This is a genomic window from Dyella sp. SG562, from assembly GCF_011759495.1.
Lineage (GTDB): Bacteria > Pseudomonadota > Gammaproteobacteria > Xanthomonadales > Rhodanobacteraceae > Dyella_D > Dyella_D marensis.
The window spans coordinates 1-14,576 of sequence record NZ_JAAOYS010000005.1; the positions used below are offsets into that span (position 1 = coordinate 1).

The following is a 14,576-nucleotide window of genomic DNA, read 5'->3' on the forward strand; positions in this document are numbered from 1 at the left end:
TCCGCGTTCAGCCGCCTTGCGGTCGATCCTGCCTTGCTCATCGCCTCTCCCGGTCATCAACACTATGGGTGTTGCATTGACCCGTTGAAACCGCCCCAGCAAAGAGAAAGTGACTCGGGCGCCGGCAGGCGTCCGAAATGCCCGCTGCATAAGCGGCCAGTTCGCGACCACGCGAAAACCAGGCGATACAGAAACCGGATCCCGGCCTACGCCGGGATGACGAGCAGGTCAGGATGACGCGCAGCAAATAACAAACCCCCAAATTCCATATAACCAAACCCACCCCATCTCACACCTTTTAAACGAGAACGAGCGCATCCTGCCCGGCCATCCCCCCGATGGAACGCGAATGCATGAAAGCAGCAGCGTTATTCGTAAAAGCCCTCGAAGCCGAAGGCGTAAGACGCATCTTCGGCGTCCCCGGCGAAGAAAACCTCGACCTCGTCGAAGCCCTCCGCGACTCCAAGATCGAACTGATCGTCACCCGCCACGAACAAGCCGCCGGCTTCATGGCCGCCACCTGGGGCCGCCTCACCGGCGAAGCCGGCGTCGCGCTGTCCACCCTCGGCCCCGGCGCCACCAACCTGGTCACCGCCGCGGCCTATGCGCAGCTCGGCGCCATGCCGATGATGATGATCACCGGCCAGAAACCCATCCGCACGCACAAGCAGGGCCTGTTCCAGCTGGTCGACGTGGTCGACATGATGCAGCCGCTGACCAAGTACACGCGGCAGATCGTCTCCGCGCCCACCATCCCCGCACGCGTGCGCGAAGCCTTTCGCCGCGCCGAAGAGGAACGCCCCGGCGCCGTGCATCTGGAACTGCCTGAAGACATCGCCCGCGACGAAGTGGACGAAGCCATCCTGCTGCCCACCGAATACGCGCGCCGCCCCTCGCCCGACGACGCCGCCCTGGTGCAGGCCGGCGAGGCCATCACGTCCGCGAAGCACCCGATCCTGATGATCGGCGCCGCCGCCAACCGCCAGCGCACCGCGGTGGCGCTGCGCACCTTCATCGACAAGCTCGGCATCCCGTTCTTCACCACCCAGATGGGCAAGGGCGTGGTCGACGAGGACCACCCGCTGTGGCTGGGCAATGCCGCGCTCTCCGATGGCGACTTCGTGCATCGCGCGATCGACGCCGCCGACGTGATCGTCAACGTCGGCCACGACGTGGTGGAGAAGCCGCCGTTCTTCATGCACAAGGGCCGGCGCACCGTCATCCACATCAACTTCTCCTCGGCGGAAGTGGACACGGTCTATTTCCCGCAGATCGAAGTGGTGGGCGACATCGCGCATACGGTGGAACGCCTGACCGACGCGCTGACCCCGCAGGCGCACTGGAACTTCAAGTACTTCGACAAGGTGCGCGAGGCTTTCCACCGCCAGCTGGCCGAGCACGAGAACGACCCGCGCTTCCCCATCCACCCGGTGCGGCTGGTCGCCGACACGCGCCGCTACATGCCCGACGACGGCGTGCTGTGCCTGGACAACGGCATGTACAAGATCTGGTATGCGCGCTACTACCGCGCCCGCCAGCCCAACACCGTGCTGCTGGATAACGCGCTCGCCACCATGGGCGCCGGCCTGCCCTCGGCCATGGCGGCCAAGCTGGTGTATCCGGAGCGCAAGGTGCTGGCGATCTGCGGCGACGGCGGCTTCATGATGAATGCGCAGGAGCTGGAAACCGCCGTGCGCCTGAAGATGGACCTGGTGATCCTGCTGCTGCGCGACGACGCCTACGGCATGATCCGCTGGAAGCAGGCGGAGATGGGCTACCAGGATTTCGGCATGCAGTTCAGCAACCCGGACTTCGTCAAGTTCGCCGAAGCGCACGGCGCGCATGGCCACCGTCCGCAGAATGCGGACGAGTTCCTGCCCACGCTCAAGCGCGCCTTCGACCAGGGCGGCGTGCACCTGATCGACCTGGCCATCGACTACAGCGACAACCACCGCATCCTCAACGAAGAGATCCGCCGCCTCAGCGCGGCGGTGTGACCGGAGCGCCTGCATGCTTGAGAAAAAATATCCCTACTACCTGGCCAACAAGGCGCAGACCTCCAAGGAATGGATGGACGTGCTGGACAAGTACAGCGGCAAGGTCGCCACGCGCGTGGCGGTGCCGGATGCCAAGGCCACCGAGCAGGCGATCGCCGCCGCGGTGAAGGCCGCCGAGCCGATGCGGCAGTTCAAGCCCTGGGCGCGCCAGGCCGTGCTGCAGCATTGCGTGCAGCGCTTTACCGAGCGGCGCGACGAACTGGCCTATGCGCTGTGCGTGGAAGCGGGCAAGCCGATCAAGGATTCGGCCGGCGAAGTCACCCGCCTGATCGAAACCTTCGGCATCGCCGCCGAGGAAGCGGTGCGCACCAACGGCGAAACCATCAACCTGGAAATCGCCAGGCGGCTCGATGGCTACCATGGCTATACGAAGCGCGTGCCGCTGGGGCCAGTGTCCTTCATCACGCCGTTCAACTTTCCGCTCAACCTGGTGGCGCACAAGGTGGCGCCGGCCATCGCGGCCGGTTGTCCGTTCGTGCTGAAGCCGGCCGAGCGCACGCCGATCGGCGCGCTGATCATCGGCGAGGTGCTGGCGGAAACCGATCTTCCCAAAGGTGCGTTCTCCATCCTTAACCTCGACGGCAAGCACGCCTCGCCGCTGGTGGAAGACCCCCGCTTCAAGCTGCTGTCCTTCACCGGCAGCCAGATCGGCTGGGACCTGAAGACCCGCGCCGGCCACAAGAAGGTGACGCTGGAACTGGGCGGCAATGCGGCCTGCATCGTCGATGCGGATCAGAAGCCGCGGCTGGACCACGTGATCGAGCGCCTGGTATTCGGTGCGTTCTATCAGTCGGGCCAGAGCTGCATCAGCGTGCAGCGCATCTACGTGCACGAAAGCCTGTACGACGAGCTGAAGAAACGCCTGGTCGCGGCGGTGAAAAACCTGAAGTCCGGCGATCCGAAGAAGAAGGAAACCTTCCTCGGCCCGATGATCGACGAAGCCGCGGCCGAGCGGCTGCATGGCTGGATCGAGGAAGCGCGCAAGGCCGGCGGCAAGGTCCTGTGCGGCGGCAAGCGCAAGGGACCGATGCTTGAGGCCACCTTGATGGAGGGCGTGCCGCGCGACGCGAAGGTCAACCGGCAGGAAGTGTTCGGGCCGTTCGCGCTGCTGGCGCCGTTCAAGACGCTCGACGAAGCGATCGCGATGACCAACGATTCCGACTACGGCCTGCAGGCGGGCATCTTCACCGACAGCCTGGCTCATGCGATGCGCGCGTGGAACGAGCTGGAACAAGGCGGCGTGATCGTCAACGACGTGCCGAGCTTCCGCGTGGACAATATGCCGTATGGCGGCGTGAAGCTGTCCGGCGCAGGGCGCGAAGGCGTGCGCTATGCGATCGAGGATATGACTGAGATTCGGTTGATGGTGATGAGAGAGAGCTGAAAGACAGAACTCTTCTCCCCTCCGGGGAGAAGATGCCGGCAGGCAGATGAGGGGCGGGGCTTGCCATGTAGGATCGACAGGGCGCTGCTCGCGCTCTCTTCCCGCATCTACGCTCCGCCCGGCCCCTCACCCCAACCCTCTCCCCGGAGGGGAGAGGGAGCAGAAGCGGGTCACGCCACGCTTGCTTCCACCCTCAACCGCACCACATCCCGCAGCGGCGGCGCGCCGAAATGCCGGCTGTATTCGCGGCTGAACTGCGACGGGCTTTCATAGCCCACGCGATGCGCCGCGGTCGCCACGTCGCAGCGCTCCGACAGCAACAGCCGCCGCGCCTCCTGCAGCCGCAGCTGCTTCTGGTACTGCAAGGGACTGACCGCCGTCACCGCGCGAAAGTGGTGATGCAGCGACGAGGTCGACATGTTCACCTGCGCCGCCAGATCGTCGATGCGCAACGGCCGCTGATAGTGCTCGCGCAGCCACTGGATGGCGCGGGTGATCTGATGCCCCTGGCTGCCCGCCGTGGCGATCTGCGCCAGGCGCGCGCCCTGCTCTCCCGTCAGCAGGCGATACAGCAGCTCGCGTTCCAGCAGCGGCCCCAGCACCGGCAGATCCTGCGGCGTCTCCAGCAGGCGCACCAGGCGCAGCACCGGATCGAGCAGGTCGCCGGTGACCGGGCTCAGCGCAATGCCGCGCGAGGGAGCCGACGCGCGCGCCGCGCGCACTTCGGGCAGCAGCTCGCGCACGCGCGGCAGGTCGAAACGGATCTTGAGGCACAGGCAAGGCTCGTCCGGCGCCGCGCGCGACACCTGCGCCAGCACCGGCACGTCCACCGAGGTGAGCAGATAGCGGCCCGGCTCGAACACCAGCGCCTCCTGGCCCAGCACGATCTGCTTGGCGCCGCGCAGGGCGATGCCGAAGCTGGGCTCGTACAGGGTGCAGGTGGGCGTACTGGTGGAGTCGGCGCGGAACACCGTGAGCGAGCCCCACGGCGTGTCGTGGGTGCCCTCGCCGGGGGCGTATCGTTCAATCCGCGCTGTCAATTCCTCGCAACATTCCTGCAGGTGCGGCGGGATCGATTCGTATAAAGGCTTGTGCTGCATGGGCTTGCACCGTATAGCGACAGGCGGATTTTGCCTATTTCTACGGCCGCCGGCGACCTTCCCAAACGACTTTGCAGGATCGGGCAACGATCTCGCAGTATCCGGCTAACCGGGCGCGGGAGCGGCGACTCATACTTTTCAGGTCACCAGCCACCCTAATGACCTAGGAGCACGCCCCCATGGCCCTGACCATCCAAGGCTACGCCGCGCAGTCCGCCACCACCCCGCTGGCACCGCACCGCTTCGAGCGGCGCGATCCGCGCCCGGACGACGTGGTGATCGATATCCTGTATTGCGGCGTCTGCCATTCCGACATCCACCAGGCCCGCAACGAGTGGCACAACAGCATCTATCCGATGGTGCCGGGCCACGAAATCATCGGCCGCGTCAGCGCGGTCGGCGCCGAGGTGAGCAAGTTCAAGGTCGGCGACATGGTCGGCATCGGCTGCATGGTCGACTCCTGCCAGCACTGCGGCGCCTGCCACGCCGGCCTGGAGCAGTACTGCGCCGAAGGCGCCACCTGGACCTACAACGGCATCGACCGCCGCGACGGCATGCCGACCTTCGGCGGCTATTCCGAGCGCATCGTGTCGTCCGACAAGTTCGTGGTGAGCATCTCCGACAAGCTCGACCCCAAGGCCGCCGCGCCGCTGCTGTGCGCCGGCATCACCACCTGGTCGCCGCTGCGCCACTGGAAGATCGGCAAGGGCAGCAAGGTCGCCATCGTCGGCCTGGGCGGCCTGGGCCACATGGGGCTGAAGTTCGCCAAGGCGATGGGCGCGGACGTCACCCTGTTCACCCGCACGCCGGACAAGGAAGCCGAAGCGCGCCGCCTGGGCGCCGACCACGTGGTGCTGTCCACCGATCCGGCGCAGATGAAAGCGGTGTCGCGCGCGTTCGACTTCATCCTCGACACCGTGCCCAGCCCGCACGACCTCAACCCCTACCTGGAAACGCTCAATATCGACGGCACGCTGTGCCTGGTCGGCCTGCTCGAACCGATCGAACCGGCGGTGGCCGCGCACAACGTGGTGATCGGCCGCCGCGCGATCGCCGGCTCCGCCATCGGCGGCATCGCCGAGACGCAGGAGATGCTCGATTACTGCGCGGAGCACGGCATCGTGTCGGATATCGAGATGATCGATATCCAGAACATCAACCAGGCGTACGAGCGCATGTTGAAGAGCGATGTGCGGTATCGGTTCGTGATCGACCTTGCTTCGCTGAAAAAAGCGGCCTGAATCCCGCCTCAGTCAGCCCCCTCTCCCCGCCGGGGAGAGGGTTGGGGTGAGGGGGACCTACAGAGCGCTGAAGCGGCAACATCAAAGCAAGCGACGCTTCGTCGATCTTCCTCCGCGAGCACCCGCCCCTCATCCGGCTGCCGCCACCTTCTCCCCGGCGGGGAGAAGGGTTTCATTCTTCAGCGCCCCATCTCTTCGAGCTCCATCCCCTTCGTCTCCCGCACCGCCTTCACCACGAACACCAGCGACACCAGCGCGAACAAGGCATACAAGCCATAGGCGAAGCTGAGCCCCAGCTCCGACAGCGCCGGAAAACTGCTGGTGATGATGAAGTTCGCCACCCACTGCGCCGCCGCGGCCACCGCCAGTGCGATCGCGCGGATGCGGTTGGGGAACATCTCGCCCAGCAGCACCCACACCATCGGGCCCCAGCTCAGGCCGAAGAACACCACGTAGGCATTGGCCGCCACCAGCGCCACCATGCCCCACGGCGCCGGCAGGCTCAGCGCCGCGCCGCTGCCGGTGGCCTGCGAGAAGCACCACGCCATCAGGCCCAGCGTCACCGCCATGCCGGCCGAGCCGATCGCCAACAAAGGTTTACGCCCGATGCGGTCGACCAGGGCGATCGCCACCAGGGTCACCAGCACGTTGACCACCGAGGTCACCACGCTGATCGAAAACGCATCGGACTCGCTGAAACCCACCGAATGCCACAGCGTCGACGAGTAATAAAAGATCACGTTGATGCCGACGAACTGCTGGAACACCGACAGCAGGATGCCCACCCACACCACCGGCAGCAGGCCGGCCATGGAGCCGCGCAGGTCGCGCAGGCCGGGGCGGTATTCGGAACGCAGGCTCTGCGCGATGTCATCGAGCTTGTGGCCGAGCGCCTGCTCGTCGTGCAGGTCGAGCACCTGGCGCAGCACCTGCTTCGCTTCGTCCATGCGCCCCTTGGCCACGAGGTGCCGCGGCGATTCCGGCACGCCCAGCACCAGCGAGCCGTAGATCAGCGCCGGCAGCACCGCCACCAGGAACATCCAGCGCCAGGCCTCCAGGCCCAGCCACAGCTTGTGCGCGGCGCCGCCAGCCGTACCGGCCAGCCACGCATCGCTGAGCAAGGCGGCAAAGATGCCCAGCACGATCGCCAGCTGCTGCAGCGAGCCGAGCCGACCGCGCACATAGGCCGGCGAGACTTCGGCGATATAGGTCGGCGCGATCACCGAGGCCACGCCCACGCCGACACCACCGACCAGGCGCCACAGCACCAGGTCCCATACGCCGGTCACCAGCCCCGAACCCACCGCGCTCAAGGCAAGCAACACCGCCGCCACCTGCATGGTGCGCACGCGGCCCCAGCGGTCCGCCAGCGGACCGGCATACCACGCGCCCAGCGCCGAACCGAGCAGCGCGCACGACACCGCGAAACCGATGCTGCCGGCGCCCAGCCCGAAGCTGCCGCGCACCGCATCCACCGCGCCGTTGATCACCGCGGTATCGAAACCGAACAGAAATCCGCCCAGTGCCGCCGCCGCGGCGATCAGCACCACCCGCGCGGTCGCGCGGCCCTCCCCTTCGACCCTCTCTGCCTTCATGCCGCGGCGCTCCCCTTGCCGTATGTCGGAATCAAAATGCCGGAAACAAACCGGGCCGATTCTGCGTTGCGTGCGTGCGCCGCGTCGATGAATACGTATGCAGCTTTTGCTGCCGCGCAACACGTTTTGCATGCGAATCGAGCCGCCATGCGCGCCACGGCGATGTGCGCCGGTTAAGCTGCGCAGCTTCCCCGTGCATTGGAACGAACCGATGTCGCTGATCGTACTGCTGCTGCTCTGCCTGCTCGCATACCTGGCCCGCCGCAAACGCCCGCGGCTGGCCCGCACCTTGGGTGTGATCGCGTTGCTGCTGGTGTTCGCCGTGGGTTGCGGACCGGTGCCGGGCTGGCTGATGCGCGGATTGCAGGGCGACTACGCCAGCGCGCCCTCGTTCCCGTGGGGCGCGCGCAACGCGATCGTGCTGCTGGGCGCCGGCACCTTCAAGGATCCGGCGCACGGTACGCTGGAGCCGAGCTTCTTCGCCGACGGCCGCATTCTCGCGGCGGTGGCGCAGTACCAGTCATGCCACGCCGCGGGCGGCGACTGCAAAGTGCTGGCGAGCGGCGGCGACGCGCAGGGCAACGGCGCGCCCGAGGCCGCGGTCTATCGCGATGCGCTGGTGCATGCCGGCGTACCCGCCGCCGACGTGCTGGTGGAAGACCGCAGCCTCAGCACCTGGCACAACGCGCAGTACAGCAAGCCAATGCTCGCCGCCTACGCGCCCCAGCGCACCGTGCTGGTCACCTCCGGCCTGCACATGCGCCGCAGCCTGCTGTACTTCGCCCATTTCGGCATCGAGCCGGTACCGGTGCGCGGGGACTTGCTCGAGCCGCTGTGGTCGATCTATCCGCTGTCGTGGAATTTCACGGTCGCGGATGCGGCGCTGCATGAGTATGTGGGGATCGCGCGGTATCACGTGTACAACGCGCTGGGCTTGAATGCTCCGAAAATGCGTTGATGCTTTTCATGGCAGTCGCCCGCCGCTTGAAGGGCGGAGGGCGACTCAGGCACACCTAGTGGTCAGCGGACTTCGAGTCTGGCACTCAACTCGCGAATGAGCGCTTCAAGTGCGCCCTGGCGTTGCTCGCAGGCCTGAAGCGAGCTCTCCAGTGCGTTGCACTTCTGCTCGAGCTGTTGATATCGGGCATCGACATCGCGCTCCAGCTGCTCCTGGGTCACACGAAACGAAATGAGCTGTCTCACCGTTACAGCCTCATCCAGCTCAGCTCCATCGGCCACGTTCACCAAGCGCCGCTTAAGTCCACTATGGCCAACCGAAACCGTGCGTGCCACATCGGCAATCGAGTTCGAACCCAAGGCTACCGCTTCCGTAGCGTCCTCACTGCAAGCAGCGCGCTTGCCGAGCGCAACTGTGGCCTCTGCCGCACTGATGGCCTGTTGCCCGATGCAGACTGAATAGCGTGCCGCGATCTGCGCCGACGTACCTATAGCGATCGCTCCGCGCGCTGCTGCCACCGCGGACTGCCCCATGGCGATGCCGCTCGATTGGGTCTGGCTGTTGTAACCCACGGCGACACCGGTGTAGTAGTAACCATCCGGAGTAACTTCGGCCGCCGCCGATGCGCTGCGGCCGACAGCCACGTCGTAACTGCCAGCAGCCGTAGCCTTGGACCCCAATGCCACGCCATACTCCTGCGCGGCACTGGCACCGCCGCCCAGAGCGATCGCTTCTTTCCCGGCAGCCTCCGCATCGGTCATGCCGCTGACCGACAGGAATCGTTGTTTGGCCAACACCGGCCCCACCTGAGAGAAGTTAACCGCGTCCAGGCGATCCGTGCCATCCGCGATATTGCTGAGACGGGCCGGCGAGGCACCTGCGTTGAATGTCAGTTGGGTATGATCTGCATTGCTGTAGGTCACCACGTCGAGCAGCCGCTGATCGAGGGTTATCACCACTCCGTCGAGCTGCCCCTTATTGACCGCATCCTTGGCTTCCACACCATCAGCCACATTGCTCAGGACCGTACCGTTCTCGCCCGCCAGCGCGACCGCGCCCCGTCCGGCGTCCGCATACTGCACCGCCAACAACTGCAGCCCAGCCAACGCACCGCCCTGCTCCTGCAGCTGGCTCTGCAACGATGCGATGTCCGCGACCAGAGGCTGCACCTTGTCATCAAGCTGCCCCTTGTTGACCCCGTCGCTCCTGGCCGCGCCATTGGAGACATTGCCCAGCCGCGTCGGCTTCCCGCCGGGGTTGAAGGTAAGCTGTTCGCGTGCACTATTGTCATAGCGAGCCAGCAACCGGTCATTGCGCAACGCGTCGAGCTGGCGATACGTGACGGCATCCGCGGAATCCTGCCCGTCGGCCAGCCCAGACAAGCGACGCGCTCCCTGGGTGCCGGCGGCGTCGATCAGGGTGCCGTCGGCGGCGGCGCCGATTGTCAGCTTGCGGTTGGAGCCATTCTGCTGGACCAGACCGAGGCTTCCATTGCTTACTTCCTCGCGCAAATCCCTGAGCTGGTTGGTCGTCCGGTCGATATTCTGCGTGTTCCCGGCAATCGCGGTCTCGTTGGCGTCGACCTTCTGATTGGTGGCGTAGAGCTGGCGGCCGGTGATGGCTTCGTGGCTGGCGGAAGCCAGCTCGCCATCGGCGAGAAAGCGGATCGCGCGGCGTTGCGAGAGTGAACCGACAGACACTGTATTGTCCCTATCGGTGACCGAATTCGCTCCAAGCGCGACGGCACGAACGTGCTTTACCACGCTGGCTGCGCCCAGCGCGGTTCCGCTGTCCGCCTCAACATGCGCATTCCCGCCTACAGCCAAACCATATGTATTGGCGGAGTACGCTTGCCTTCCCAGTACCGTGGATGCCTGTCCCTTCGCATAGGATCCTGGTCCATGAGCGACACAATGGTAATCAACGGCGTTCGCCGCATGCCCGATCGCAATCGAAAAAGTACCTGAAGAGGAGGCATCAGGCCCCATCGCTACCGAACTGCCCGAAGCGTGCGCCCTCACCCCCACAGCAACACCATTCAGACCTTCTGACCTCGCTGCGCTTCCGACAGCAAGGGAGCTACCTCCTTTGGCGAATGCGGACATGCCGACGGCTATATCACCGGCCTGCGTCGCAAATGCAGCTTCCGCACCTGCGTAGGTAAGCATCGAGATGTACTTCTCGAGCGTGGACGATGGCGACTTGGGTTCCAAAGCAGTATTCACCTGCGGCACTGGTGCTTTTTTGGTATCAACTTCTGCGTCTATCGTGGACATGTGAGCCTCCTTAACGGTAATGGCACTCCGAACGGGACGCACACTCTTTCCGCACCACCGTGAAAAAACTGCATGATGCGTTTCGTTTTAAGCGCTACTCCATCACAGAAAATTGCATGTATGCATTACACCCTGGCTAATCGGCACGCATTGATCTGCGTCGTGCGCCATCGAACCATGTCGCCATTGAGCAGCGACGAGCGCTGGCCTCATATGCACAGCGACGAGCGCTTGCCTGCGGTGCTGCGTCATACTCGGTCATCCATCCAGCCCCATACCCCATGACCACCCTCGTCTTCGTCCACGGCTGGAGCGTCACCAACACCTCCACCTACGGCGCCCTGCCGCAGCGACTGCAGCAGCAGGCTTCCGCGCAAGGCATGGGCGTGCGCATCGCCGACCTGTGGCTGTCCAAGTACGTGAGCTTCGACGACTCGGTGACCATGGCCGACCTGGTGCGCGCCTTCGATCACGCGCTGCGCGATCTGCATCTGGATGGCCCGAGCTTCGCCTGCATCACCCATTCCACCGGTGGACCGCTGGTGCGCGAATGGCTGCGTGCGCAGCGCGAGCGGCCGGGGGTGTACAGCACGATCCGGTTGACGCATCTGGTGATGCTGGCGCCGGCGAATTTCGGTTCGGCCTTGGCGCAATTGGGCAAAGGATTGCTGGGGCGCATGCGCTCCGCCTTCGACGGCGTCGAACCCGGGCAGCGCATTCTCGACTGGCTGGAACTGGGCAGCCCCGAATCGCTGTCGCTCAATGTGGACCACATCCACGGCAGCGATCCCGCGGACCAGGGGCAGTTCCTGTTCGTGCTGACCGGCGACCGCCCCGACCGCGCGATGTACGACCACGTCAACAGCTATACCGGCGAGGATGGCTCCGACGGCGTGGTGCGCATCGCTTCCGCCAACCTCAACGCGGCGCATGCCGTGCTCACCTGCAAGAGCAGCGGCGCGAACGCGGACGTGCTGGGCCTGAACCTGGTGCATGCGCCGCGCACGGCGTTCAAGCTGATTCCAGGCGCGTCCCACTCCGGCGAAACGCAGGGCATCATGACCGCCGCGCCCGCCGCTACCATCGACGCCGTGCTGCGCTGCCTGCACGTGGCGGACCGCGCCGGCTACGCCGCGCTGTGCGCTGCCTTCGAGGCGGAGAACCTGCAGCGCGATGCCGACAAGGTGGAACTGGAACCGGTCGGCCCGTTTCCGCCGCGCGTGCATATCCACGATCCGCGCAGCCTGCTGATCGTGCGCCTCGCCGACGAAGCCGGCGAAGCGCTGCCGGATACGCGCTTCCTGCTCGCCGCCGGCACGCCGGCCAATCCGGACTGGATGCCGCGCGGCTTCATGCTCGACCGCCAGGCCAACAGCCGCGCGCCGGCGGTGATTTCGTTCTTTCTCAACTACGCGCTGCTCAACGGCGACTCGCGCGTGGCCGATCCGCGCAACAGCCGGCAGACCTTGCGGCCGGTGGCGGATGGACGCCGTCCGTATACCGCGCTGATCCAGCCCACCCTGGTCACGGGGCTGGTGCACCATCTGCCGGCATCGACGGTGGACGACCTGTTCGCCGCGCTGGGCCCGCACCAGACCACCGTGCTCGACGTGGTGCTGCCGCGCAAGGTGCACGAGGGCGTGTTCCGGCTGACCCAAAACCTGGCGCCGGAAGATTTCCGCAAGCCCGACCCGGGCGCCGTGATCGGCTGAAGCAACCCCGCCGGCCGCGTGGCGGCGTTGCATCCGGTGATGACGATCTGCGCACCCGCCCTGCCCGCCGCTTACCCGCGCGGCCGATTTCGCTTACCCTCGCCGGCCATGGATACCGCGGTGGACGAGGACGCGACGCTGATGCTGGCCTACGCGCAGGGCGACCTGGCTGCGTTCGAGGCCCTGTACGCGCGCCATCGCGGCACCTTGTACCGCTTTTTACTGCGGGCCTGCCGCCAGCCTGCGGTGGCCGACGAACTGTTCCAGGAAACCTGGAGCCGCGTGATCGCCGCGCGCGAGCGCTACCAGCCGCAGGCGAAATTCACCACCTGGCTGCTGCAGATCGCGCATAACCTGCTGGTCGACAGCTACCGCCGCAAGCGACCGACGCTGGACGGCGAAGCGGGCGAGCATGCGATCGCGCAGATGGAAGCGCCGCCGCAGGAGCAGCCCGAGCATGCGCTGTCGGATTTCGAACAGCGCCGCCGCCTGCAGCGCGCCATCGAGCAATTGCCGGACGAGCAGCGCGCCGCCGTGCTGCTGCGCCTGGAGCAGGAACTGAGCCTGGAGGAGATCGCCGAGGTCACCGGCGTGGGCCGCGAAACCGTGAAGTCGCGCCTGCGCTATGCCATGAACAAACTGCGCGAGCAGCTGGCCGAATGAATACGCAGCTTCCCCCCGACAACGACAACGATCTCCCTGATAAGGGCAGCCTGCCCGGCGAAGACGAGCTCGGCGCGCTGTACCGCAAGCTCCCGCGCAAGGAGCCCGGCCCCGCGCTCGACGCCGCCGTGCTGCGCGCGGCCGCGCAGGCGATCCGCGCCGACCAGCCGGCGGCAGCGAGCGCGCACGCGCCGAAGCGGCCGCGCTGGCCGATCGCGCTGGGCAGCGCGGCGGTGCTGGTGCTCGCGGCGGGACTAGGCTGGCGCATGCGCGATATGCCGGCCAGCGTGCCGGCCGCGCAGCCGGGTGCGGTGACGGTGCAGGAAGCGGCGAAACCGGCGGCTCCCACGGTGGCAGCGGCGCCCGCGCCTGCACCGGCGCCCGCGGTCCAGGGCGAGGTTGCGGAAAGCCCTGTTTCCCTGCCTGAGAAAGCCGCGCCGGCGGGCATCGTTGCCGCGAGAGTCCGCCAGGCCGATGCCGTGGCGGCAAAGCGTGCGGCTCTCCCCGCTTCCGCCATGCGCAACGCGCCGTTGCAGGAGCGGGCCGCGCTCGCCTCCGCGCCGATGGCCGCGGCACCCGCCCCTGCCGAACAGCCCACCCCTGCCGAACAGCCCAGGCCCGCCGCAGCTGCCGCCGAGCTGCGCGCCTACGCACCGAAACCGGCCGAGCCTGTCGCCCAGGGCTATGCCGCCAACCAGCAGGCCGCGGACCGCGGTGCCGATGCCGCGGCGAACGTCATGGCGACACCGGCCGCACCGCCGCTCGCCGACGACACCGCCCGCAACGCCCAGGACACTCCCGCGCAGGAACTGGACAAGATCCGCCGCCTGCTCGCCCGGCGGCATCGCGACGAAGCGCGCCAGCGCCTCGCCGACTTCCACCGCGACCACCCCGACTACACGCTGCCCGACGACCTGCGCACGCTGCTGCTCACGCCATGAGCCTGAGCTATACGCTGGCCGGTCCCTGCCAGCATCTGGAAGACATCAAGAAAAGCCGCTTCCTCGCCCAGGCCGCACCGGTGGATACGCCGGAGGCGGCGCTGGCCTTCGTGCGCCAGGTGAGCGACGCGGCCGCCACGCATAACTGCTGGGCCTACCGCATCGGCCAGGACTACCGCTTCAACGACGACGGCGAACCCGGCGGCACCGCGGGGCGGCCGATCCTGCAGGCGATCGAAGGCCAGGGCATCGACCGCGCGGTGGTGGTGGTCACGCGCTGGTATGGCGGCATCAAGCTTGGGGCGGGCGGGCTGGCGCGGGCTTATGGCGGAACGGCGGCGGAGTGCCTGCGCCTGGCCGAGCGCGTGGCGATCGTCGCGATGGCTCGCCTGGGTTTGCAGTGCGAATTCGCGGAGCTGGCGCTGCTGAAGGCGCGGTTGAAGGAGTGCGAGGCGCAGATCGAGGAAGAGCGCTTCGGCGCCGCTGGTGTCGAGCTGGTGCTGCGGCTGCCGGAAAGCCGCGTGGCGGAAGCGCAGGCGCGGATTGTCGATATCACGCGCGGGCGCGCGGCGGCACGCCGGCTGGATTGAACGCGGAGCCCCCGTAGGTTGGGGTGAGCCGAAGGCGAACCCCAACAGACCGTACCCGT

At 66.6% G+C, this 14,576-nt stretch carries 11 protein-coding genes; 8 read left to right on the top strand and 3 right to left on the bottom strand.

Annotated features, from left to right (window positions below; translation table 11 throughout):
• Positions 1 to 353: 353 nt before the first annotated feature.
• Together FHW84_RS11065 and FHW84_RS11070 are read left to right on the top strand one after the other, a co-directional pair.
• The gene (locus FHW84_RS11065; RefSeq protein ID WP_167255428.1) at positions 354 to 1,997 is read left to right on the top strand and encodes an acetolactate synthase large subunit; all 1,644 of its coding nucleotides are present in this window, start codon (positions 354 to 356) and stop codon (positions 1,995 to 1,997) included.
• Positions 1,998 to 2,010: 13 nt separating this feature from the next.
• Positions 2,011 to 3,441: an aldehyde dehydrogenase family protein gene (locus tag FHW84_RS11070; RefSeq protein WP_167255430.1), complete on the top strand. Its 1,431-nt coding sequence runs from the start codon at positions 2,011 to 2,013 to the stop codon at positions 3,439 to 3,441.
• Between the two features lie 170 nt (positions 3,442 to 3,611).
• On the opposite strand, the gene FHW84_RS11075 is transcribed toward FHW84_RS11070, so the two are convergent.
• Entirely contained in the window at positions 3,612 to 4,541 is a 930-nt protein-coding gene (locus FHW84_RS11075) for an AraC family transcriptional regulator (RefSeq protein ID WP_167255432.1), read from the bottom strand.
• A 179-nt stretch (positions 4,542 to 4,720) separates the two neighbouring features.
• On the opposite strand from FHW84_RS11075, the gene FHW84_RS11080 reads away from it, so the two are divergent.
• Complete coding sequence (locus FHW84_RS11080; RefSeq protein ID WP_167255433.1) at positions 4,721 to 5,782, top strand: NAD(P)-dependent alcohol dehydrogenase; 1,062 nt, start codon at positions 4,721 to 4,723, stop codon at positions 5,780 to 5,782.
• A 179-nt stretch (positions 5,783 to 5,961) separates the two neighbouring features.
• Here FHW84_RS11080 and FHW84_RS11085 read toward each other — a convergent pair whose 3' ends face one another.
• The gene (locus FHW84_RS11085; protein ID WP_167255435.1) at positions 5,962 to 7,377 is read right to left on the bottom strand and encodes a sugar porter family MFS transporter; all 1,416 of its coding nucleotides are present in this window, start codon (positions 7,375 to 7,377) and stop codon (positions 5,962 to 5,964) included.
• A gap of 220 nt (positions 7,378 to 7,597) precedes the next feature.
• On the opposite strand from FHW84_RS11085, the gene FHW84_RS11090 reads away from it, so the two are divergent.
• Complete coding sequence (locus FHW84_RS11090; RefSeq protein ID WP_343203599.1) at positions 7,598 to 8,335, top strand: YdcF family protein; 738 nt, start codon at positions 7,598 to 7,600, stop codon at positions 8,333 to 8,335.
• 62 nt (positions 8,336 to 8,397) lie between these two features.
• On the opposite strand, the gene FHW84_RS11095 is transcribed toward FHW84_RS11090, so the two are convergent.
• Positions 8,398 to 10,611 (bottom strand): hypothetical protein, encoded by a 2,214-nt coding sequence (locus FHW84_RS11095; RefSeq protein ID WP_167255439.1) that lies wholly within the window; start codon positions 10,609 to 10,611, stop codon positions 8,398 to 8,400.
• Between the two features lie 281 nt (positions 10,612 to 10,892).
• On the opposite strand from FHW84_RS11095, the gene FHW84_RS11100 reads away from it, so the two are divergent.
• The 4 genes from FHW84_RS11100 (at position 10,893) to FHW84_RS11115 (ending at position 14,517) form a co-directional block, all read left to right on the top strand.
• A complete protein-coding gene (locus tag FHW84_RS11100) occupies positions 10,893 to 12,323 on the top strand; it encodes a phospholipase (RefSeq protein ID WP_167255441.1) in 1,431 nt (476 codons plus the stop codon).
• Between the two features lie 108 nt (positions 12,324 to 12,431).
• Positions 12,432 to 12,986, top strand: a complete 555-nt coding sequence (locus FHW84_RS11105; RefSeq protein ID WP_167255443.1) for an RNA polymerase sigma factor — start codon at positions 12,432 to 12,434, stop codon at positions 12,984 to 12,986.
• Positions 12,983 to 13,927, top strand: a complete 945-nt coding sequence (locus tag FHW84_RS11110; RefSeq protein WP_167255445.1) for a hypothetical protein — start codon at positions 12,983 to 12,985, stop codon at positions 13,925 to 13,927. Before FHW84_RS11105 ends, FHW84_RS11110 begins: the two co-directional genes overlap by 4 nt.
• Positions 13,924 to 14,517 carry a YigZ family protein gene (locus FHW84_RS11115; RefSeq protein WP_167255447.1) on the top strand — a complete coding sequence of 198 codons (594 nt, stop codon included), beginning with the start codon at positions 13,924 to 13,926 and terminating at the stop codon, positions 14,515 to 14,517. Before FHW84_RS11110 ends, FHW84_RS11115 begins: the two co-directional genes overlap by 4 nt.
• The last annotated feature ends 59 nt before the right edge of the window (positions 14,518 to 14,576 follow it).